This window comes from Microcoleus sp. S13_B4 (genome assembly GCF_036700885.1).
In the GTDB taxonomy this organism is placed as follows: Bacteria; Cyanobacteriota; Cyanobacteriia; order Cyanobacteriales; family Microcoleaceae; genus Microcoleus.
On sequence record NZ_JAUBPU010000002.1, the window covers coordinates 14,511 to 37,177 of the forward strand.

The following is a 22,667-nucleotide window of genomic DNA, read 5'->3' on the forward strand; positions in this document are numbered from 1 at the left end:
AGCCCATAGACGAGCGGGTAGGGGTTTCAGATATCGGGGCAACCACGGGGGGATTGCCCCTACAAAAGAATGAAACAGCCCTGGGTTTGAAGCTTGCGTGCGGTTACATTTTTTTAAACTGATATTTTTAAACTGATATAAGGAATAAAGTCCTTACTAAGAACCCGTTTGTACTAAGGACTTTATTCTTTTATTCAACGAGCCTTTTAATAATCGCAAAAAAGAGTTTCGCGAGTATCTCTACCCGTCACGGGATTAGTACCTTTTGCCACTTTACAAAGTTTTTCTATCATATCGTCTCGCAACAGTGTCTCTGTAAAATCAGCACCGTCAATGACAGCTCCTTCGAGTCTGGTATTGTAAGCGAAAGCACCCTCCAGGATAGCATTAGTTAAATTTGCTTTCATCATGCGAGCCAAATCTAAAGTCGCACCCGTGAAATTCGCGCCTTCTAAATTTGCCTCTTCCATATTGGCAGCAAAAAAGCTGACGCCCCGCAAATCTGCATTAGTAAAATTGCTATTGCGAAGATTGGCTTTATTAAAGCTGTCGTCAGTCAGAACTTGGCCAGTAAAATCAGCGCCGACTAGGATTTCTTTGTCGTGATCCAAAGCGAAAGCAGGTGCGGGATTAATGCCGATCGCCCCAGCGGCAATTACTGCTAAAATAACAAAACTCAGCAAGAAAGTATAAATATGTTGGCGAATTCGAGAAATCATCATACAAGTTCAAGCTAATGGGCAGTCGTGACAGTTCAGAATTGAATTCTACCAGAAAGCGCGTCAAGCGTAGCTATCCCGTAGGGAATCGCCCGTTAGCGACGGCTGACTCCAATTCCCCCCAATCCCCAAACTCTCGGGATATCGGCACATTGGGAGAAAACTTAGTCGCTGAGTGGTTGCAGCAGCAAGGTTGGGAAATCTTGCACAGGCAGTGGCACTGTCGCTGGGGAGAGATTGATATCATCGCACTCGGAAGAGATGAAGAAAGCGCAAAAAACCGATTTCTTCCCAATCAGCAATCCCCAACATTAGCATTTGTAGAGGTAAAAACTCGCCGCCGGGGAAATTGGGATGCTGGTGGAATGCTAGCTGTTACTACCACAAAACAAGCCAAACTTTGGCAAACAGCCGAAATATTTTTAAGCACTCATCCTGATTTAGCAAATAATTATTGTCGCTTTGATGTCGCTTTAGTAAGGTGCGAACCTTCACAACAAAACACTAAGCAAATATTACCACCATTAACAGCAGCAAACTCTCAATTCACCATTGCAGAAAACTACCGCCTTACCCTGCAAGAATACATTCGCTCGGCTTTTAGCAATTAAAAATAAATATCTAATTAAAAATTAGAGGGTAAAATCACGAAGCAATGCCAGTAGGTAATTTTTAATTATTAATTTCCCTAAGCTGTCGCGCCTTTCTCTCTTAATCTTTAACGGAGGTGAAAAAAGCGTTAAATCTTCTTCCTCTCTTCCTTTCACTTCTTCTCCCGCTCTGCCATAACAGCTAGTTTATATGAGTAGCAGTCTAGGCGAGAGTTTCCGGGCAATATCCCAGACCCTTGACAAATTGCTGGCGAAACGCTTCAATTTCTTTGCGGTCAGGGCTGCCGTGACAAACGACTGCCACCTGGTAGCGGCGCATCACGCTCAGTGGGGACTGTCCCGTTTCCAAACTCCAAAGCGCCATTTGCAAGCGAATTTCAGGATCGTAAGGAATCCCGAGTTCGTTCATAAAAGCCCGAAAATCCCCGTGCATTTCTGGAGTTAAATATTGGCTCATTTTCACCTTTACCACCCAGCCGTCTATTTGGTGAATAACAGTGATAAATTGCAAGGGAAGATGATGAGCCGTGCGTAGGTAATCCACGACTCTCAGAGTAAGGCTAGTATTGGCGATGTAGTAGAGGTATTCCATAACGATCCTTATGAGCCTTATGAGCAAAGCTGATGCTATACCTCTATCGTCGCGGACTCTACCCGCCACCACAAGGGGAAAAGCACCCGACTTTGGATGGGGGTTTTTACCCAATTTGTTACCTAGTTGACAGATCGATCGCACAGGAATTCACTCGATGACAGAGATGGACTGGTCTTTGGACGGCTACGACTACGAACTTCCGCCCTCACGCATTGCCCAAAATCCCGTAGTGCCGAGGGACAGTTCTCGCTTGCTGGCTGTAGATTCTCCCAGCAGCCACCAACACCGGATTTTTAGGGATTTACCCGATTTGCTGCAACCAGGCGACTTGCTGGTACTCAACAACACCCGCGTGCTGCCAGCGAGGCTCTACGGGCACAAACCCAACGGCCCGGCTGTGGAGATATTGTTGATGGAAGAACGGCAGCACAACTGTTGGCTGGCTTTGGTTAAACCGGGGAAACGCTTAAAGTTGGGAGCAAAAATTGAATTTGATCCCATCGCCCCTGCCTGTGAGGACTCGACCACAGCTCCTTGCTGTTGCCTTCCCGATGCCACGATGCCCGATCGTCGTCGATTGACTGCGACAGTTATAGAGAGGGACGACGCAACAGGGGGACGGCTGCTGGAGTTTGACATCCCCACAGATGAGAATCTGGTGAAGTTTTTGGACGAATACGGCCACGTACCTCTGCCGCCCTACATCGAAAATTCCCAAGCTTCAGCCGAACAGTACCAGACTGTTTATGCCGATCGGCTTGGGGCGGTGGCTGCCCCCACAGCAGGCCTGCACTTCACCGAAGAATTGTTCAGCCGCTTGGAACAGCGGGGAATAGAAAAAACTTTTGTCACCTTACACGTCGGAGTAGGCACGTTTCGCCCGGTGGAGGTGACAGACGTGACGGCTCACAAAATGCACGGCGAATGGGTGGAAGTACCCTCCGCCACCGTCGAGAAAATCCGGGAAACTCAAGCCCGAGGCGGGCGGATCGTTGCCGTGGGTACAACAGCAGTCCGAGCTTTAGAGGGAGCCGCCGCCGCGAGTGGCGATTTTTCCTTGCAACCTTTTTGCGGCCCGACCAATTTGTTTATCTACCCTGGTTACAAGTGGCGGGTTGTAGAGGGGATGATTACCAATTTTCACTTGCCCCGCTCTACTTTGATGATGATGGTAAGTGCGATGATTGGAAGGCCTCGGCTGTTGGATTTGTACCGAGAAGCGATCGAGCAACAGTACCGCTTTTATTCCTTTGGCGATGCCATGCTGATTTTACCAACAGCAAAAAAGGATTGATCGATCGGGCATCGGGTTCACCCCATGCCCGGTATTGCGTTTCTATTCTTCCTCCTCTTCTTCATTGCCGGGATACACGAAGCTGTTGGAACGCCCAGTCAGAACAGATTTGCCCAGAGACAGAGCTTTCTGAGCTGCCACTACAGCTTTGCGCTTCCATGTGGCCTTACGCATATTCTTCTTGGATTTGGAGGTTTTCTTCTTAGGGACTGCCATGACGCTAAATACTTTTTGCTTGCTTATATAGACAAACAAACATTCTAGCCGATTTTGCCGGCAATACTTACTCGAAAAACCGCAAGAACTGCTGGGCTAGCAATATCAAGTAGTAGGGTGCGTCAGCGATTAGCTTCTGGAAAAATAGACAAAATCCCCTAGGCAACGCACCCGCAGTAGCTAAAGTTCGTGAAAGTGGTAGATCACGACGCCAGTTACGGCATCGTTCTCGATACTCACATAACCGGTTTTGAGCATTGCCGTGAAAGCCTCTTCCACTTCGGCAAAAGTAGCGCCGGTTGCCATCACCCCTTGGGTGACAGATAATCTTCCGTTCTTGGTATAAGCTGCCTTCAGGAGTTTAACCCCTAACTGGTCTGGAGTTGGCTTGGGGTATGTCGCGGCGATCGCCCCGCTGCTGGGATATAGCGGTATACCTTCGGGAGATACGCCGAGTTTGCCCCTGAGACTGGCATTGTGTTCGTCCACCATGTTCGGCAGCAGCAGCAGGTCAAACAATTGCCCAAACCCAAACAAACCAAAGGTAAACAGCCACAGCAAACCCGTACCAATCTTGCCGTTGTAGAGGCGGTGGAGTCCGAATGGGCCGAAAAAACAAGCTGCCCATAAAAGGTAACTAACACCTAAATTGCTCATTTTCTGACCGTCCTGCCTAGTTATTCTAAGAATTGGAGTCCCTCTATACATTTTGTACTTTCTATCTGGTGTTTAAACAGCTTGACATGGGAATTTATTTGTGTGGTAGCCTAAGAAACTGACAAAAGGCAGAATTTGGTTTCCCAATACCTTGTCTGGAAGCCCAGTGAGTAATTTTGCGTAGCAATTCTTAACGCCAGCAACATATTTGCGCGGGCGAGAGCTTGGTAAACTGGAGGGCGTGGAAATTACAGCAGCTTAGGCCTAGATTCCACACGGAGCGCCAAACCAAGCGCGCCGCCAGCGCTGGCCGGACATACACGAGCGCGATCGCCCGCAGTACCCGACAATGGAAACAAGCGAGTAGTTATAAGCAGAAATCCAATAAAAATATGGTAGATTCCCTCAAAAAACCCACTTTTGAAGAACTGCGGCCGGGAGTGAAAGCCCCAGCCAAAGAAACTATTCTCACGCCGAGATTTTACACAACCGACTTTGACGAGATGGCCAAAATGGACATCTCGGTAAATGAAGCCGAACTAGAAGCAATTATCCAAGAGTTCCGCGTTGACTACAACAAAAACCACTTCGTGCGGGATGAGGAGTTCGCTCAATCTTGGGATCACATTGACGGCGAAAAACGCCAGTTGTTCATTGAGTTTCTAGAACGTTCATGCACCGCTGAGTTTTCTGGGTTCTTGCTTTACAAAGAATTGGGACGCAGGCTCAAAGACAAAAATCCAGTGCTCGCCGAGGGTTTCAACCTGATGTCGCGGGACGAAGCGCGGCACGCCGGATTCCTCAACAAAGCGCTGTCCGACTTTAATTTGTCCCTGGATTTGGGTTTCTTGACAAAGAGCCGCAGTTACACATTCTTTAAGCCGAAGTTTATTTTCTACGCGACTTACTTGTCCGAAAAGATCGGTTATTGGCGCTACATCACGATTTACCAGCACTTAAAAGCCCATCCTGAAGACCAGATTTATCCGATTTTCCGATTCTTTGAAAATTGGTGTCAGGATGAAAACCGCCACGGAGATTTCTTCGATGCGGTGATGAGAGCTCAGCCTCAGATGTTGAATGATTGGCGCGCTAAGCTTTGGTGCCGTTTCTTCTTGCTGTCAGTGTTCGCGACAATGTATCTCAATGATATCCAGCGCGCCGGTTTTTATCGATCGCTCGGTCTCGATGCTCGCGAATACGACATTGAAGTCATCAAAAAGACCAACGAAACAGCAGGCCGCGTATTCCCCGTCATGCTGGACGTGAACAATCCAGAATTTTATGAACGCCTGGATATTTGCCTCAAGAACAATCAGCAGTTGACTGCAATTGTTGCTTCTAATACTCCGAAATTCTTGCAGTTCTTCCAAAAATTGCCTTTGTATCTGTCGAACGGCTGGCAATTAGTGAAGCTGTACTTCATGAAAACAATTGAATCACCTTCAGTACAGGGCGCTGTGCGTTAAGTTTTGATTTTTCATCCTCTGTTACGGCGGTTCTGCGACAAGCGGAGCCGCTTTTTTTTGGTATCCAGATTCACCGCAAAAAGTTCTCGCCCGACTCAAGTCGCCCGGAATTGGAATTGATGCTGGTTTTACCTAAAATTTATCGCCATTCCCCCTGAAGGTTAAAAGCCGCCCAATAATAGGGAAACTTCCACTTTTCCTGCTTCAACATTTCCAGTTGTGCTGCCCTCAATGCCGCGGCTGGCGTTAACCCTTTTTGCAGCATTCCCTGATAGAAACTCGACATTAACGTAGCCGTTCCTTCATCGTCCACACTCCACAAACTCACCACGACTCGCTGAGCCCCTGCATACATAAATCCCCGTGTCAATCCTACCATCCCCTCGCCTTGAACAATCTGTCCCATTCCGGTTTGACAGGCACTTAAAACTACTAAATTTGCTGCTAATTTCAAATTAAAAATATCTGTCAGCCGCAGAAACCCATTTGAGGGATTACCCTTTTCATCTACTAGCGACAAGATGACTCCTGACAATTCCGGGTGAGTGCTATTAACTAAACCGTGAGTGGCAAAATGAATGATTTTATATTGGCTTAAATTTGAGCTGGTTGCTGTGGCGCGGCTGGCTTCAAAATCCAAAGATTCGGTGCGAGAATTGGCAGGGACTAAGGCTTGAATGATTTGAGCTTCTTGGCGAGTGAATTTTAAACGGTTAAACTGTGCGTTATTGTCGCCTCTGGAGCGACTTAAACCGGGATTTGCTGATTCTACCGCTTGCTGAGTGGTGGCTGAAGAAGAATTTTTAACTCGTTCATCGTTACCGCTAAAAACTGGATCGGCGAGTATTGCTAAAGTCCGAGTAGGAGGTTGTCTGTCGCTATAGTTTTGTCTTAATATTCCCAAGGTGGAAGCGGAAGGCAGCAGCACGATTTCATGGTCTACTATTAAAGGCGGATTCCCATTTTCACCGGATTTTCCGGGGAGGGAAAGGGCGGCAAAGGGGAGGTAATTGAGCACGCCATCGCCAACAATCAGCAGGCGCTTTTGACCGAGTTGGGCAGCAACGGGCTGTAAGATAATTTGACTGATAGCATCGTTGGCGATGGCGATTTGAGTGGGGCTGTTGCGGGAAGTTGGAGCGGTGACAGCATCGCGGAATTTTTTGGCAGTTGTCTCGATTTCGGCAGCTTTTGGTAATTCATAACTGGTGATGCTGGTTTTAGTCACAGCCCACAGATAACTGCGGTCTTTCCCTAGAGAATACTGAAGTAAAATTGTCTGATCATCGAGGATTTGTTGTTGAATTTGTGTAAGGGTTAAAGGTTGGGGTTGGGTGAGGGTGGCGTACCGGGGGCTGGTGGTGCGGATTTGTGTTTGAATGTCCTGATATTGTGCTATTAAAGTTTGCCGCTGTTGTTCTAATTCTGCTTTTTGTTCGGGGGTAGAATTGGGGCGATTGAGAACTTCGATTCGCCGTTTTTCCAGGGCATCAAGTTGTTGTTGTAAACTGCGTTCTTTTTGCAATAATTCTGGGGAAACGCCTTGCCGGATATCGGCGTTTGCTTCTTGAAGAAGTTCGAGGAGGCTGCGGGCGCGGGAACGTTCGCTGGCTTCAAATGCTTTGGTATCGTAACCAGATTTGGGTTGAGTTTTGTGCAGTTGCATTAACAGGTCAATGTAGAACTGGTAATAGTCCTGTACGGTGGCAAAGTATGAGGTGCGGAGTTCTGGGCTGGCAACTTTTGTGCGGAGGTTTTCAATAATTTTGAGGCAGGATTCAATGTTAGTGAGGGCTTCGGTGAGATTGCCTAGATCGCGTTTGACATAAGCGATGTTGTAAAGGATGCCAGCTTCCCCACCGCGATCGCCCACGGCACGTGTCAGGGGAAGGGACTGGCTCAAATACTCTAGCGCTTTCTGTTTTTCTCCCAATTCTGAGTAGACTTTGCCGATGTTGTTGAGGGTAGTAGCCTCCCCACCGCGATCGCCCACGGCACGTGTCAGGGGAAGGGACTGGCTGTAATACTCTAGCGCTTTCTGTTTTTCTCCCAATTCTGAGTAGACTTCGCCAATGTTGCTGAGGGTGATAGCTTCCCCACTGCGATCGCCGACTGCCCGATACAGGGGAAGGGACTGGCTGTAATACTCTAGCGCTTTCTGGTTTTCTCCTAAATCTGAGTAGACTTTGCCGATGTTGTTGAGGGTGTTCGCTTCCCCACCGCGATTGCCTACTGCCCGACTCAAAGGAAGGGACTGGCTGTAATACTCTAGGGCTTTCTGTTTTTCTCCCAATGCTGAGTAGACACTGCCAATGTTGCTGAGGGTGGTAGCTTCCCCAGCGCGATCGCCTGCTTCTCGACTCAGGGGCAGGGACTGGCTGAAATACTCTAGGGCTTTCTGTTTCTCTCCCAAATCTGAGTAGACTTTGCCAATGTTGCTGAGGGTGGTAGCTTCCCCAGCGCGATCGCCTGCTTCTCGACTCAGGGGAAGGGACTGGCTCAAATACTCTAGCGCTTTCTGTTTTTCTCCCAATGCTGAGTAGACACTGGCGATGCTGTTAAGGGTGAGAGCTTCCCCGCGGCGATCGCCCACGGCACGTGTCAGGGGAAGGGACTGGCTCAAATACTCTAGCGCTTTCTGTTTTTCTCCCAATTCTGAGTAGACAGCGCCAATGTTGCTGAGGGTAGTAGCCTCCCCACTGTGATCGCCTACTGCCCGTCTCAGGGGAAGGGACTGGCTGTAATACTCTAGCGCTTTCTGTTGTTCTCCCAAATCTGAGTAGACAGCGCCGATGTTGTTGAGGGTGGTAGCTTCTCCTGGGCGATCGCCCACGGCACGTGTCAGGGGAAGGGACTGGCTGTAATACTCTAGCGCTTTCTGTTTTTCTCCCAATTTTGAGTAGACAGCGCCGATGTTGTGGAGGGTGGTAGCTTCCCCACTGCGATCGCCCGCTTCTCGATACAGCTTCAATGCTTCTTCCCATTTGGCGATCGCTTTTCTTAAAGATTCCGCTGTCCCCTGCTGGTACAGTTGCTCCCCTTCTGTCAAGGCTCTTTCAGCAGCCGCCGCCGGGTTTTCCCCGGACTGCTGCGATACTCCTTGACTAATTTTTATCGCACTCGGTGCCGCCACCGCCGGGACTCCTAGCAGGATACTCGCAGCTACAGCGATTCCGCAACGCGCCCAAACCCACAGCGTGAGATTCATAAACACCTGCTCAAAGGAGACCTTGTTAACCGGTATCATAGTTGATCGTGGCTTGTCAGGTGCGCTTTTCCTTTTGCCACAGCGAAGGTTAAAAGTCATAACTGTAATTTTTACGCTATTCTCAACTCAGTATTTTTAAATTAGCGCTCCCAAATCTAGCATCTACTATTTTCTGCTGTTTTATGAAACTCCACAAAAAACTCTTCAACAGATCAACTTTGGTTTTCCCCCTGGGAATGCTCGGTGTGTTCCTCCTATCCTTAACTCTACGCTTTTGGGAACTAGAGCGGTTTAACACTTTAGTATTTGACGAGGTTTATTACGCTAAATTTGCCAACGATTATCTCACCAAAACTCCTTTTTTCAACGCTCACCCGCCTCTGAGCCAGTACATAATTGCGATCGGCATTTGGATCGGCGCTCACCTTCCTTTCGGCAAAACAGCCGTCAACAGTATGGCAGGCTCCCTGCTTTCCCCTTGGGATTACCGCTGGCTGAATGCTCTCACGGGTTCCTTTATTCCCCTAGTTGTGGGAGGGCTAGCTTATCAGCTAGTTCCACGCCGCACCTTTGCTTTTCTTGCTGCTTTGTTTATCGCCTGCGACGGTCTGTTTTTAGTTGAGTCTCGCTACGCGCTGAACAACATTTATCTAGTTTTGTTGGGAATTTTAGGTCAGTTATTTATTTTAAAAGCCGTAGAAAGCGCAGGTCAAAAGCGCTGGCTTTGGCTGGTACTAGCCGGGATAGGTTTCGGCGCATCTGCGGCTATCAAATGGAACGGATTATGGTTTCTTTTCGGTACTTATCTAATTTTAATCTGTGCTTGGGCAGTGCGTTTTATCCAGGGAAACAAAGGAAATGAAGAACAAAGCCGCGAGGTAGATTCACCTCTAATTCCTGCCGAAAGTCCCGTACAAAAACTGACTAAACTCAATTTTATAGAACTCTGTTTGAGTCTAGCTATTATTCCTATTCTAGTTTACAGCATCTCTTGGATTCCTCACCTGCACTTTAATCCAACTCCCAATTTTTGGCAGATGCAAACCGAAATTTTGACTTATCACCAGCGGATTAAAAGCGGCCCAGATGTACATCCTTACTGTTCCACGTGGTACAGTTGGCCTTTGATGCTGCGCCCCATAGTTTACTTCTACAAAATTGCTAGCAACAATGCACAACCAGATCCGGTTTTGCCGCCTTTACCTGAAGGTGCCACTCAGGCAACTTTTGACGTTCACGCGATGGGAAATCCCTTCCTTTGGTGGCTGTCAACCTTAGCTTTACTGCTAGTAATAGGAGTTTTAGTTCACCGGATTTTAGTGTGGCTGCAAACGCGCAACGAGGCTTCTGCTGACACTCTAGAACAGCACCGACCGATTTTGTTTCCGCCGACTGTTGAAATGTGGCTGGCGTTATATTTAATAGTTAATTGGGCCGCTAATTTGCTGCCTTGGCTGAAGGTGACTCGCTGCGTATTTTTGTACCATTATATGGGCTGTTCTGTGTTTGCAGCCTTAGCACTTGCGTGGTGGGTTGACAGGTGGCTGCACAGCCCTCAAACTCGACTCCGAGGGATGGGGGTAACAATTATTTTTCTGGTTTTGGGTGCTTTTATTTTCTGGATGCCTATCTATTTGGGATTGCCTTTGTCGCAAATGGAATGGAAAATTCGGATGTGGCTGCCGTCTTGGGTTTAACTTAGAAATAATTCTTTTATTAACGGGCAAGATGCCCGTTCCACAAGAAAATTAAGTTTGGTGGAACAGGGATCTTGCCTGTTCCTAAAAAAGGTGCAAGAGGTAAGTTATAACATTTATGACAAAGGTGAGTTTGCAAAAGCGAGCATTATTTTTGATAGAGTGCACGATAAACTGGTTCGCCTCGTTTCAGAGTAGCAATTTCTCTTTCAGTAGCAACAGGCAGGGGATTTTCTGCTAGCCAGTTGTCGCCGTTTTGACGTTTAAAACTAGGGTGAGATGAAAAGCGATCGCACATTTCGCTTTCTACTTCCTCAATATCTGACTGGATAAAAACTTCGCCGCCAATTGCCAGATAAGTTGCCAATTCGGTGACTAATTCCTGCTGCACCACCCGCCGTTTGTGGTGCTTTTTCTTGAACCACGGATCGGGAAATTGAATGCTAACTCGCTGCAAAGTGCCTGGGGGTAAAGTTTCTAAAATCGGCTTTAGGGAACTATTCGCATTGCAAAACAAATAGTGCAAATTTCTCAAGCCTTTTTCGTCCCGCCAAAGATTCGCCTCCTCTACCAGAGGTTCCCGAATTTCTAATCCTAGAAAGTTCCAGTCTGTTTGGATTTGCGCCATGTGCCACAAAAACCGTCCTCTGCCGCAGCCGATATCTAAATGCAGCGGTAAATTTAAGTCGGCATAGATTTTAGTCCAATCCGGGGGACTTGCAGATGCTTGATATCTAATTGATAGGGGATTGACGTGTTCCCGCACTCTTACTCTTGCCAATTTTGCTGTCTCCTGAATATAATTTTGAACCGCTGATGAAGGCAAATTAACGTGGATTAACGCAGATAAATATTGATTTTTGCGATATTGTTCAATACTTTTTAATTAATAAACAATATTAAATTGCAGGGGGACACTTTAATATTGCTCATTATTGCATTAGGCTTCTGGTTCCATGCCTGCTGCTCTTAATTGCGCGGCTAATCTTTCCGAGCGTTCTCGTTCTTGTTCGGCTTGCTGTTGAGCGAGATCCCTTTGCTGCCGTTCCCTTTCTACCATTTCTGCTCCCCACAATAACATCTCTCCGCTTTCATTCCACCACCGCAACCAATATCCGGTTCTTTCGGCCTTGCTTCCCTGCCAAACACCCAAAAATAACCCAACTCCTTCAATCCAATAACGATTGTTTGAATCCGGCTGCTGTACTTGATATCTTTCTGATGAATTTAACTGATAGACTTCGAGAACTCCGGCGGCCGGTTCAAAAAGTGCATAGATTGGCACTCGCAATACTTGTTCGTAAAAAAACCATTTTCCCGGCGGATACGTTGGTTTTATTGAATATTCATCGTTGGCAGCAGCGGACAAAAATTCCATGACAATCGCCGGGACTTCTCCTTCTAAGTTGGGAGTGTAACTGCGACGAATTTCTTGACTAGAAAGCGGCTGTACGTTGCGGGCATAAAACCAATCTGGAGCTTTGATAACTAGCTTGCTGTCTACTGTCGCACAAATTCCCATGTTTGGGGCAACTAATATTCCTGTTACAATTAGTCCTGCGATTTCTAAGATTTCCCGCAAGGCTGCAGCCAGCAAGGGTTGGTCGATATTTTCCACAGGTTCCTCGTCTAAAATGAAGTCGTCTGGCAATTTTTCCCAGGTAATTTTTAAGTCGGCTGTACTGGCTGTCACGATATTTTACCTCTTACGGAGACTGCTGGAGTGCGGCTCGCAATACTTCGCGGTGAAAGAGCGATCGCTCTACTATGAATTTTATCCTGTCTGGCGATAAGGCGTCGCCGTTAGCATAGTGTTCCATCCAGGTTTTGCTAATTAGATAAGGATCGTCTGGCAATTCTGATAATAAGTATCCCGGCATTTCTAGCTCTTCCATTAACTGGCTGACTTTGGGATCGTAGCTGAGGGCAAAACAGCGACATTCTTCGGATGCTGCCATAATTAAACTGTGGTAGCGCATCCCGATCGCCATTTCGACACCCCGGAATACTCCTTTCAATTTTCTCGGATCGTCTAAACTGAGGATGCGGCTTCTTTTCGGCAGCGCTTCGTGCAAATGTTGGGCAATTTCTAAGTCGTGAGACGCTTGAAAAGGCAGCAGCAAAATTAAGGTGCGAGTGGCTTTTTGAAAGTCAACTAAAGCTTGAGTTAAGATTGACAAACGGGTGGGAGTTAGTGTAGAGTGAGAACGCAAACAAACAGCCACTCTGGGCGCCGGTAAATCCCACAAACCCGACACGGGGGAATTCTCCAAAGCCCACACCGGATCGGGTGCTAAAGTAAAGGGAATTTTCCAATCAGCAAGTAAAGTAGCTGAACCTTTATCCCGCACGCTGACGCCGGTGCATCCAGCAAAACAGCGCTGAGATAACTTGCGAGTGATTTCGCGCTTTAAAGGGCCAATTCCCTGGGCCCAGGCAACAGTTTTTAAGCCCATCCGCTGCGCTAATCCCATCAAACCGCCATAATAGAAAGGGCTCGCTATGCTAGTAGCGTCTTGGATTAAACTGCCACCGCCCCAGATTAGGGCGTCGGAGGTGCGGAGTGCTTCGAGAACTTGAAAGGCATTCATGCGATCGCGCGCAGCTACCCCGTACCGCTGATTTGTCTCGACAGGATTGCCAGACAGGACGATCGGCGTCACCTCATCTGGTAACATTTGCAGTAGCGATGCCAACAGCGCCTCGTCGCCGCCGTTGCCTTTACCGTAATAGCCGCACAAAATTGCTCGCATTTCTACTCTTTTATTTGTTTGTGATGGGGAATCTAACTATTTTAGATTTTCGATTTTGGATTTTAGATTTTTTTGAGATTTGAAATTTGATAATACTACCCAAAAAAATGCTACTGTCAGTAAGCTTCAAGGCTTTACGTCATCAGTCAGCTCAAATCGCCAATCTAATAAAATCTCAAATCGCTAATCTAAAATTGTATGACGCATCATACTTTATATGACAGTTGCGTAAGTCCCGAGCGATAAATCTTTCATCTTCGTTATCGATAAATTTTTCATCTTCGTTCACAATACAAAAAATGCACGCTTTGTCAATTCCCACCTGGATTATTCACATATCTAGCGTCGTCGAGTGGATTGCCGCCATCTGGTTAATTTGGACTTACGGCGAAGTCACTCAAAACCGAGCTTGGTGGGCCCTTTCCGCCGGAATGCTGCCCGCTCTCGTCAGCGCTATGTGTGCCTGTACATGGCACTATTTTGACAACTCCCCAGCCCTAGAATGGATCGTTACCCTGCAAGCGGCGATGACTCTCATCGGGAATTTTACTCTATGGGGGGCGGCTTGGTGGATTTGGCGATCGGCTCAACCAGAAAAAATTAAAGATTGAAAAAGAGGTAAATATTTTGAAAAAAATCACTATTTGGGTCAAATTAGCCGCGAGTTCGCTGTTGTTAACAGCCGGATTATTGCTTCCCAGCAAAGCCAGCAACATTCCCGTACAAGTCGCCCAACAGCCTAACTGCAAAAGTCCTCAAACCACGGTAGAGATGAATGTCTGTTCCAGCCAAGAGTTTGAGGCTGCCGACAAAAAGCTCAATCAACTCTATCAGCAACTGCAAGCAAAAATCAGCAGTAGACAAAAGCAGAGATTGACTGTGGCACAGCGTACTTGGATCAAATTTCGAGATGAAAATTGTGATTATGCAAAAGGGCAGTTTGAAGGCGGTTCTTTGGCTGCTTCTACCTACGGTTATTGCAGGGCTAGAGTGACGCAAGAACGGATTAAAGATTTGGAAGGTTATTTAAAACAAGCCAATTTGTAAAAGTTCGAGCGCGATCGAGAATAATTTACCCATTCAATAATCTATATCGCAACAACCTCATCTTTTGTACTTTTAGAAGCCCCAGCACAAACCAGCTCAAGAGTGATATAAAGCTTTGTTTTTTATTTTACCCTTTGACACGCCAATGGTGTAAAATCTAAATTCTCAAATCTTATATTTTAAATCCCTATGTCCTTCGTTGGTTTGCACATTCACAGCGATTATAGCTTACTAGATGGGGCGTCTCAGCTACAACAGCTCGCAGAACGGGCGGTGGAATTGGGGATGCCCGCGATCGCCCTTACAGACCACGGGGTGATGTACGGGGCGATCGAGCTAATCAAAGTTTGCCGAAATAAAAATATCAAGCCGATTATTGGCAACGAAATGTATGTCGTCAACGGCGACATTGAAGTCAAAGTTCGAGGTAGAAGAAAATACCATCAAGTTGTTTTAGCTAAAAATACCCAAGGTTATAAAAACCTCGTCAAACTAACCACAATTTCCCACTTAAAGGGAATGCCTGAAAGAGGTATTTTTGCCCGACCTTGCATCAACAAGGAACTGCTAAAACAATACTCCGAAGGTTTAATTGTTACCAGTGCTTGTTTGGGTGGGGAAGTTCCCCAAATGATACTGCAAAACAAGCTAGATAGTGCCCGTGAAGTAGCCACATGGTATAAAGAAGTATTTGGGGAAGATTACTATATAGAAATTCAAGACCACGGTTCCCCGGAAGACCGGATTGTTAATGTTGAAATCGTCAAAATTGCCCGCGAACTCAACATTAAAATAATTGCCACCAATGATTCTCACTATATTTCCTGCAACGACGTAGAAGCACACGATGCTTTACTGTGCATTAACACAAACAAACTAATTGAAGAAGACAAGCGGATGCGCTACAGCGGTACTGAATATCTTAAGTCTGCAGACGAGATGGCGCAACTGTTTCGAGACCATTTGGATGATGAAACAATCAAAGAGGCGATTGACACCACTTTAGAAGTCGCCAATAAAATAAAATCTTACGACATCCTGGGGGAATCCCGCATTCCCAACTATCCAATTCCCCCAGAGCACACGGCCGACACTTTTGTCGAAGAAATATCATGGAAAGGACTCTTAGAACGCCTCAGAGCTAGAAGCCGGAATGAAATTCCAGCCGTATATAAAGAACGGCTGGAATACGAACTAAAAATGATTCAGCAGATGGGTTTTTCCACCTACTTTTTAGTAGTTTGGGATTACATGAAATATGCCAGGGACAACCACATTCCCGTAGGGCCAGGACGCGGTTCCGCCGCAGGTTCTCTAGTTGCCTACGTGTTAAAAATTACCAATATTGACCCGGTACATCACGGACTGCTATTCGAGCGATTTCTCAATCCCGAACGCAAATCCATGCCAGATATCGATAGCGATTTCTGCATAGAAAGACGGGACGACATGATTAAATACGTTACTGAGAAGTATGGCGAAGAGCGCGTAGCGCAAATTATTACTTTCAACAGAATGACATCAAAAGCTGTCTTGAAAGATGTTGCCCGAGTGTTAGGCATTCCCTACAAAAAAGCAGATGAGATGGCAAAATTAATTCCTGTATCGCGGGGAAAACCGGAAAAGCTCAAAGTGATGATTTCCGGTGAAACACCTGCACAGGAATTTAAAGACAACTACGAAAATACAATTTGCATCAATGAAGAAACAGGGACAGAAGTCCCGGTTCGTCAATGGATTGACATGGCAATTCGGATTGAAGGAACCAACAAAACTTTTGGTGTTCATGCGGCAGGCGTAGTGATTTCTTCAGACCCGCTAGATGAAATTGTACCGCTGCAAAAGAATAACGAAGGTGCTGTGATTACGCAGTATTATATGGAAGATTTGGAAGCACTAGGTCTTCTAAAAATGGACTTTTTGGGATTGAAAAATTTAACAACGCTCCAGAAAACAGTTGATTATATTAAGCAAACCCAAAATCTAATTGTCGATCCAGAAATGCTACCTTCTGATATTGAGCGAAGAGCTCAAGAGACTTTTGGCAGAATCAAAAAGTTACCCGATGATGTAGATAAAACTTATAAACTTTTAGAAAGGGGAGATTTAGAAGGTATTTTTCAGTTAGAATCCTCTGGAATGCTGGATGTAGTGAAAAAACTCAAACCTTCCTGTCTGGATGATATTTCTTCTATTTTGGCACTTTACCGACCAGGCCCGCTGGATGCAGGTTTGATTCCTCAATTTATTGACTGCAAGCACGGTAAAACAGTTGAGTACGATCATCCGCTATTAGAGCCGATTTTAAAAGAGACTTACGGAACGCTTTGCTTTCAAGAGCAAATTATGCGGATGGCTCAAGATTTGGCGGGCTATTCTTTGGGTCAAGCTGACTTGCTGCGACGCGCAATGGGCAAGAAGAAAGCGGATGAAATGCAGAAGCAGAAGGAAACGTTTATCGACGGGGCAACTAAGAATGGAGTTAGTCAAAGAATTGCTGATAAACTGTTCGCGCAGATGCTGCAATTCGCTGAATACTGTTTTAATAAATCCCATTCAATGGCTTATGCCTATATCACTTATCAAACTGCCTATTTAAAGGCAAATTATCCTCTAGAATACATGGCTGCACTGCTGACTGCTAACAGGGGCGATCAGGAGAAAGTACAGAAATATATTGCCAATTGTCTCAAGCTGGGTATTGATGTTGATCCGCCAGATGTTAATAGCTCTGAACTTACTTTTACACCGCTGCCTAAACAGATGACTGGATGTGCAAAAGATAAAATTTTGTTTGGGGTTTCGGCGGTAAAAAATGTGGGGGAGGGAGCAATTGAAAATATTTTGGCGGCGCGGCAGGAAGGGGGTAAGTTTAAATCGCTGGCTGATTTGTGCGATCGTGTAAATCTCCATTCAGTCAACCGCCGCGCTTTAGAAGCTTTAATTCAATGCGGTGCTTTTGACAAAATTGACACCAACCGCAATCAATTAATAAACGACCTGGAAGGGGTAATTAAATGGGCGCAAGACCGCAAAAGAGATCGAGAAAGCGGCCAAGGCAATCTATTTGATTTGTTGGGTACGAGCTTCGGAAAGTCGGCAAGTACCTATGACTCTGCTCCCAAATCAAAGCCTGTAAAAGATTTAGACAAACAGGATAAATTGCGTTTAGAAAAAGAATTGCTGGGCTTTTATGTATCAGAACATCCCCTCAAGTTTCTCATGCAAGTAAACCCAGACCCCGATGTTGTGACTCTCGAACAGTTAGCAGATAAAAAGGGGAAAGTATCAGTTATTGTCATGCTCAGCGCTATCAAACTTGTAGTGACAAAAAAAGGCGATGCGATGGCAATTTTGCAATTAGAAGATTTGACACATCAAATAAAAGCTGTTGTGTTCCCCAAGGCTTACGAACAAGTGAAACCTTACATTGTAGAGAATGCTATCTTACATATTAGTGGAAAAATTGAGAAAGATGGGGAGGAAATTCAGATAATTGTAGACACTGCAAAGCCGGTTGAAACAGTACAGGTTGCAGAGGAAATCGAGACAGTGGAACCGGAAATAACAAACCCTTGGCCGGCGGAACCCGTCAACGTTGTACGATCGACAAAACCTGTGGAAGTTTTAGAAATGGTGATTGTCAAGCTTACACCGCAGCAAGTACAAGACGGGAAAAAACTCAATTCTCTCAAAGCTATTTTACAAGAACTTTCCAATCGTGGAGAAGGTGCTAGCGTGTCGGTGGGGGGAATGGTTGTCGGTGAATATTCCTGTCAACCCCTTCGCATTAACCCTCAATTGTGGGTGCAAGATGGCGAGGGAACTGTTAGTCGTCTCAAGTCGGCTGGATTTGATGCTTGGGTTTTTCCTCTCAACAATCGCCCCGATGCTGCGGTATTTCGAGAAATGCGATCGCAACTTAATGTACATTCTTGGGCCAGTCGCTTACTTGACACTAACACCGATCGCCTTCCCAAGTATGTCAATTATCTCGCCCAACTAAACAGACGCCCGCCAAACTAACACTTCGCCGCCATCCCCACCGGTGACTAAAGTTTGGCCGTCAGGACTAAAAGCCACCGGATTGCACCCAGCAAGAGAGCACAAACATTCTCCTGTTTCCAGGTTCCAGAGTTTAACCGTACCGTCTCGACTCCCGCTAGCCATAGTTTCGCGATCAGGACTAATCGCCACCGAAATCACCGCATCAGAATGCCCCCTCAAAGTATTAATCAATTCCCCTGTATCGGCATTCCACAATTTAACAGTAGCGTCGGCACTTCCACTGACAATCATCTTGCCGTCTTGACTAAATGCGATCGCATAAACCCAATCTGAATGACCGACAAAAGTCCGCACACTCTCCCCAATACCTACAAGCCACATCTTGATAGTTTTGTCAGCACTACCGCTGGCAAGCATCATACTTTGAGGACGAAAACTAACAGATAAAACCTTATCAGAATGTCCCGAAAGTTTTTGAACCAATCCTCCGTTGCACTGGTTCCATAATTTAATACTCTTGTCGCCGCTGGCACTCGCAATCGCTCCCGAGTCGCAACTAAAAGCCACCGAATACACGGAGCCGTAGCGATGACTGTAAGGCGAACCAAAATCGCTGTAAAATTCGCGAATCATCGCCTTTTTATCCAGCTTCCACTCAATGACTTTTCTGTCAAAACTGCCGCTAACCATAATTCTCCCGTCGGGGCTGATCGCCACAGCATCAACCCTGGCGGAATGGCCGAAAAAAGTATGGATGAATTCACCTGTTTGCAGGTTCCACAGCTTAATTGTTTTATCGTCGCTGGCGCTCGCAAGAATATTGCCTTGAGGATTAATAACAACAGCATTAACCGGGGCTGAATGACCGTGGAGAATGTGCTCGCACCGCCAGTTATTAGAGGACAATAATCTCGGATTGCCAGCGGATGGTACAACATGAATCTTCTGGGGCGGCGCGGCGGAGACGGCGGTTGCTGTATTTGGCTGCGAGTTAGTTACTGGCGAATTAATAGCGATTTTTGTGGGCGAATTATAACAGATTTGAGAGCGGGGATATTGCCCAACATTTACCAAGTCTTGCAACACTTCAGCAGCGGATTGATATCGCTCTCTTACCGAATCTTTGAGCAATTTATTCAAAATAGTTGCTAATTTTTGGCTAACTTTTATGCCTTTTTGCGCCAAGTGCGCTCGCCAAATCCATTTGCATTCCAAAGCATCGAACAAATCCTTAAGTACCGCCCCAGTTAGCAGGTGAATGCAGGTAACGCCCAAACTGTAAAGGTCGCTCGCCGGATAGGCTTTGCCGCTGCGAATTTGTTCGATCGGCGCATAGCCCGCAGTTCCAGTTATCGTCCCAGTTTGCGCCTCAGAAAGGCGGGTAATGTGCTTAGCAACTCCAAAATCAACTAGCACAAACTGACCCCCCCTCGCCTTGCCCTGTACAGCAGGAGATTCAGCCACAATTAGCCCTTTCATACCAGCAGAAGATTGAGGTAAATTTGCCCCTCCTTTTCCTTTACCAGGAGTTGAACTGCCATATCCGGCCGCAGCCCACAAGGTTTGGGGAGTTCTCCGCACAATATTTTCCGGCTTAATATCCCGATGAATCACCTGCTGCTCGTGAACAAATTGCAAAACAGGCAACAAATTGATCAACAATTCCCAAATCTGTTCCTCGCTAAAAGCTCCCTGCTGCTGCAACTCCTGAAATAAATTATTTCCCTCGATTAACTCTTCCACAAGATACAGACGCTTTGCTTGTTCAAAAGAAGCCAGCAAACTTGGAATCTGCGGGTGTTCTCCGAGTTCATGCAGCCGGTGAGCTTCTTGTTTGAACAGTGCAGTTGCTTTTTCTAATTCGGCCTTTTCTTGAACTTGGGGGAAAAATTGTTTGATGGCGCAGGGAGTTTTCAACCTATCTTCATCGACAGCTAAAAAAGTTCTGCCAAATGTTCCTTCACCGATAGGTTGAATGGCGCGGTAACGCTCTTTCAGTAGCAATTTAGAGCCGCACGCGAGACAAAAATTGGTTGAGTCAGCATTCTGCGGCTTTTGGCAATGGGGATTGAGGCAATAGCTCATCTTTTTTCCGGCCTGGAGATTCCCACCACAGCTAAACTTAGCAACATGGTAGTCTGTCTGTTTCCACTCACGCCCAGAGCACCATTCTCGACAATACCTGAGAAACCGGCTTTCTCAACCCAAAATTTCGGCTCTCAGGTTAAGCCCGTGGCAAGAAACCAAGGTGATGACACTAGAAGTGCTTGATGTGAGTTTCCATATATTCTAATGCTTTCCTAAAATTTTGCAGGTTGGCGACTCACAAACTGGTATAGCAATCCTAAATCATTTGTGAATTTCTTACTCCCTCCCCTTGATAAGGGGAGGGTTGGGGTGGGGTAAAAAGTTTACGATTCGTGCAAGGATTGCTATATGTCAACAGTTAAGTTTTAACTAGGGCTATTCTGGAGCATTTATGCGGAGAGTAAATACAAAATTGAGATGCTCCCAGCTATTCTCCCCCGTCTAAAAGACACTCTTGCTCCTCGCCACCCTTCTGTGAGGATTCTTTGGCTTTAATCACCGCTTCTCTAAACCCTAAAACTAATAAAATATTGGCAAGTGTTAAGAATACTTCTGCAGAACCGTGCAGCCAATCGACATTTGCTAGTGACTCGTTGTAGGCAACTTTTGCGTAAATTGCCGCGGGAATCGTCACAGCTACAAAAACGAGAGTGCCGTAAAATCCCATCAGAGCTAAACGGGGTGTTTTTCCCGATCGAGTCAAAAACCAGAGAAATCCCAAGTAGGGAAATAGAGACAGAACAAATAAAGTTTCTTTGGAAATCATTAGTAATTGGTGAGCGACCAGATACTATGATAAATTAAAAGCTCACAAATTATTGTGAATAATTTTTAACTTTTAATTTTTACTTTTTAATATTTAATTAGACAAATGCACCCGTTTCTATCGAACCGCTATAGAATCACCCAAGACCATAGCTCTTAACCCAAGCCGCAGCAGGTTGGCAGTATTCAAAACCCCTCACCCACGCGGAGACAAAACCCGTAACTTTTCCCCTAACACCGTTTTTAGCCTAACACATTTTTCACCGTGCCAGTCTGTTAATTGTCCCTCACTCCCAAGCTACCCAGCAATTAGAAATAGAGACGGTTCCAAAGTTTTCTGTCTGCTAGGCATCAAGCAAGCATCGTTCAAAACCTCTAAATCCAAGCTATTATTTCTATCGGCTGCCAGAATTTCCTTCAGCTTAGCATCAAAATCAAAACACGGCCCGCAATCCCAAACTTTGAGTTCCAACCGTCCGTTAAACACCCTAATTTCCAGTTGAACAGGAGTTTCTACTGGAAGATTTTGGTGAGCGTGGCGAACTGCATTACTGAAACCTTCTGCCAAGGCCAACTGAAACTTACACAAAACCTCATTGGGGAGCGATAAATCTTTCAACTGCTCAAACCACAACAAAACTTGAGTTAAAGCATTGAGATCTGTGTTGACTTGCAGGCTAATATGTTGAACACAAGTTTCATGCAGCTCTTCTTCCTGCTGTGTTTCAGTCTGCCAATCCCAGGTGTTTAATAAATTCATTAACCCATCTAAAACGCTAGCTTTTTTTATATTTTGGGATCGATTGCGACCTTCTACTTCGTAAGTTTTGCTCAGCAACAAACAGTTTCGATTGTCGAGAGTCCGGGTGTAACTGAGTTCGTCTGCAATCTGCCACATGAGTTTGATCCCCCTGCCACCTTCTGCAAGTTGATCTATGCTGTTCGACATCTATTTTCCTCGTCTGAAAGTATTAGCTGTACCCTATTTTCCCAGCCGCCGAGACATTTGGTATTTTTTTTATACTTACTTGCTCGGTATTATTTCGGGGATCACACAAAAATGCTATCTTTTTTATAGAAGGCAGCGCATCAGCAATATGTCTTAAGAGTCTAAGCCAATTGGCTTATTTACCGATCGCCTGTACGGAGAACGATCGCCCTCGGCAGCAAAATCCAACTGCATCGATTAGAAATACTTATCCGTTGTCGGAGTCGGTCACTTGTCGCAGTCGTCGCAAGCTCCAGAATCCCTGGTATTCAAGGCATCCAGCCGTTCGCCGTTCGCTGCAAGCGAGCCTTGATGTGGGGGCTTTCATCCCCAAGGCGTAAGTAATATCCGTGAGGGCGATCGAACCTTACACCGTCGAGTCGCGTCCATCCACTAGACTAGGACTTACGCAAACAACCCAGTTTCTGCTCAGAATATTGGGTTTAACAGCGAGGAATTAACGAGGAAACCGGGTTTTTGGTCCCCCGCGCGTAAGTCCCGCAGACACATCGGTGATGAAAGGCAGTTACAGGACTTACCCAGACTATGACC

19 protein-coding genes are annotated in these 22,667 nt (G+C 46.1%); 8 read left to right on the forward strand and 11 right to left on the reverse strand.

The genetic code is table 11. The features are described from left to right. Positions 1-206 precede the first annotated feature (206 nt). Entirely contained in the window at positions 207-722 is a 516-nt protein-coding gene (locus QT994_RS01730; protein WP_333044350.1) for a pentapeptide repeat-containing protein, read from the reverse strand. Positions 723-736: 14 nt separating this feature from the next. Here QT994_RS01730 and QT994_RS01735 point away from each other — a divergent pair, with 14 nt between their 5' ends. After that, entirely contained in the window at positions 737-1,330 is a 594-nt protein-coding gene (locus tag QT994_RS01735; protein WP_333171300.1) for a YraN family protein, read from the forward strand. Between the two features lie 202 nt (positions 1,331-1,532). Here QT994_RS01735 and QT994_RS01740 read toward each other — a convergent pair whose 3' ends face one another. Next, entirely contained in the window at positions 1,533-1,922 is a 390-nt protein-coding gene (locus QT994_RS01740) for a hypothetical protein (protein ID WP_006632408.1), read from the reverse strand. A gap of 157 nt (positions 1,923-2,079) precedes the next feature. On the opposite strand from QT994_RS01740, the gene queA reads away from it, so the two are divergent. After that, a complete protein-coding gene (gene queA, locus QT994_RS01745; protein ID WP_333171302.1) occupies positions 2,080-3,219 on the forward strand; it encodes a tRNA preQ1(34) S-adenosylmethionine ribosyltransferase-isomerase QueA in 1,140 nt (379 codons plus the stop codon). 42 nt (positions 3,220-3,261) lie between these two features. Here the strand turns inward: queA and rpmF are convergent, their stop codons facing one another. Together rpmF and QT994_RS01755 are read right to left on the reverse strand one after the other, a co-directional pair. Continuing rightward, on the reverse strand, positions 3,262-3,435 hold the full coding sequence (gene rpmF, locus QT994_RS01750; protein ID WP_006632406.1) for a 50S ribosomal protein L32: 174 nt from the start codon (positions 3,433-3,435) through the stop codon (positions 3,262-3,264). A gap of 180 nt (positions 3,436-3,615) precedes the next feature. Next, the gene (locus QT994_RS01755) at positions 3,616-4,092 is read right to left on the reverse strand and encodes a TM2 domain-containing protein (protein ID WP_333044355.1); all 477 of its coding nucleotides are present in this window, start codon (positions 4,090-4,092) and stop codon (positions 3,616-3,618) included. Positions 4,093-4,484: 392 nt separating this feature from the next. On the opposite strand from QT994_RS01755, the gene acsF reads away from it, so the two are divergent. Next, complete coding sequence (gene acsF, locus QT994_RS01760) at positions 4,485-5,561, forward strand: magnesium-protoporphyrin IX monomethyl ester (oxidative) cyclase (RefSeq protein ID WP_190738830.1); 1,077 nt, start codon at positions 4,485-4,487, stop codon at positions 5,559-5,561. A gap of 139 nt (positions 5,562-5,700) precedes the next feature. Here acsF and QT994_RS01765 read toward each other — a convergent pair whose 3' ends face one another. Further along, positions 5,701-8,769: a tetratricopeptide repeat protein gene (locus QT994_RS01765; RefSeq protein WP_333171304.1), complete on the reverse strand. Its 3,069-nt coding sequence runs from the start codon at positions 8,767-8,769 to the stop codon at positions 5,701-5,703. Positions 8,770-8,951: 182 nt separating this feature from the next. On the opposite strand from QT994_RS01765, the gene QT994_RS01770 reads away from it, so the two are divergent. Beyond that, a complete protein-coding gene (locus QT994_RS01770; RefSeq protein WP_333171308.1) occupies positions 8,952-10,466 on the forward strand; it encodes a phospholipid carrier-dependent glycosyltransferase in 1,515 nt (504 codons plus the stop codon). Positions 10,467-10,614: 148 nt separating this feature from the next. Here the strand turns inward: QT994_RS01770 and trmB are convergent, their stop codons facing one another. From trmB to csaB, 3 genes are all read right to left on the reverse strand, one after another. After that, positions 10,615-11,247 (reverse strand): tRNA (guanosine(46)-N7)-methyltransferase TrmB, encoded by a 633-nt coding sequence (gene trmB / locus QT994_RS01775; protein ID WP_333171310.1) that lies wholly within the window; start codon positions 11,245-11,247, stop codon positions 10,615-10,617. A 159-nt stretch (positions 11,248-11,406) separates the two neighbouring features. After that, a complete protein-coding gene (locus QT994_RS01780; protein ID WP_333171311.1) occupies positions 11,407-12,159 on the reverse strand; it encodes a Uma2 family endonuclease in 753 nt (250 codons plus the stop codon). 13 nt (positions 12,160-12,172) lie between these two features. Beyond that, the gene (gene csaB, locus QT994_RS01785; RefSeq protein WP_333171314.1) at positions 12,173-13,219 is read right to left on the reverse strand and encodes a polysaccharide pyruvyl transferase CsaB; all 1,047 of its coding nucleotides are present in this window, start codon (positions 13,217-13,219) and stop codon (positions 12,173-12,175) included. A 299-nt stretch (positions 13,220-13,518) separates the two neighbouring features. Between csaB and QT994_RS01790 the strand changes: the two genes are divergently transcribed. From QT994_RS01790 to QT994_RS01800, 3 genes are all read left to right on the forward strand, one after another. After that, positions 13,519-13,830, forward strand: coding sequence for a DUF2499 domain-containing protein (locus tag QT994_RS01790; protein ID WP_333171316.1), 312 nt, complete (start codon positions 13,519-13,521; stop codon positions 13,828-13,830). Positions 13,831-13,846: 16 nt separating this feature from the next. Continuing rightward, positions 13,847-14,266 (forward strand): lysozyme inhibitor LprI family protein, encoded by a 420-nt coding sequence (locus tag QT994_RS01795; RefSeq protein WP_333171318.1) that lies wholly within the window; start codon positions 13,847-13,849, stop codon positions 14,264-14,266. Between the two features lie 189 nt (positions 14,267-14,455). Next, positions 14,456-18,292: a DNA polymerase III subunit alpha gene (locus QT994_RS01800; RefSeq protein ID WP_333171320.1), complete on the forward strand. Its 3,837-nt coding sequence runs from the start codon at positions 14,456-14,458 to the stop codon at positions 18,290-18,292. On the opposite strand, the gene QT994_RS01805 is transcribed toward QT994_RS01800, so the two are convergent. From QT994_RS01805 to QT994_RS01815, 3 genes are all read right to left on the reverse strand, one after another. Then, positions 18,269-20,359 (reverse strand): protein kinase domain-containing protein, encoded by a 2,091-nt coding sequence (locus QT994_RS01805; protein WP_333171323.1) that lies wholly within the window; start codon positions 20,357-20,359, stop codon positions 18,269-18,271. The genes QT994_RS01800 and QT994_RS01805 overlap by 24 nt on opposite strands. Before the next feature lie 430 nt (positions 20,360-20,789). Beyond that, positions 20,790-21,128, reverse strand: coding sequence for a DUF3593 domain-containing protein (locus QT994_RS01810; protein WP_333044376.1), 339 nt, complete (start codon positions 21,126-21,128; stop codon positions 20,790-20,792). A 297-nt stretch (positions 21,129-21,425) separates the two neighbouring features. Further along, positions 21,426-22,076 carry an ATP-binding protein gene (locus QT994_RS01815; protein ID WP_333171325.1) on the reverse strand — a complete coding sequence of 217 codons (651 nt, stop codon included), beginning with the start codon at positions 22,074-22,076 and terminating at the stop codon, positions 21,426-21,428. 170 nt (positions 22,077-22,246) lie between these two features. Between QT994_RS01815 and QT994_RS01820 the strand changes: the two genes are divergently transcribed. Next, positions 22,247-22,456 carry a hypothetical protein gene (locus tag QT994_RS01820; RefSeq protein ID WP_333171327.1) on the forward strand — a complete coding sequence of 70 codons (210 nt, stop codon included), beginning with the start codon at positions 22,247-22,249 and terminating at the stop codon, positions 22,454-22,456. Positions 22,457-22,667 lie beyond the last annotated feature (211 nt).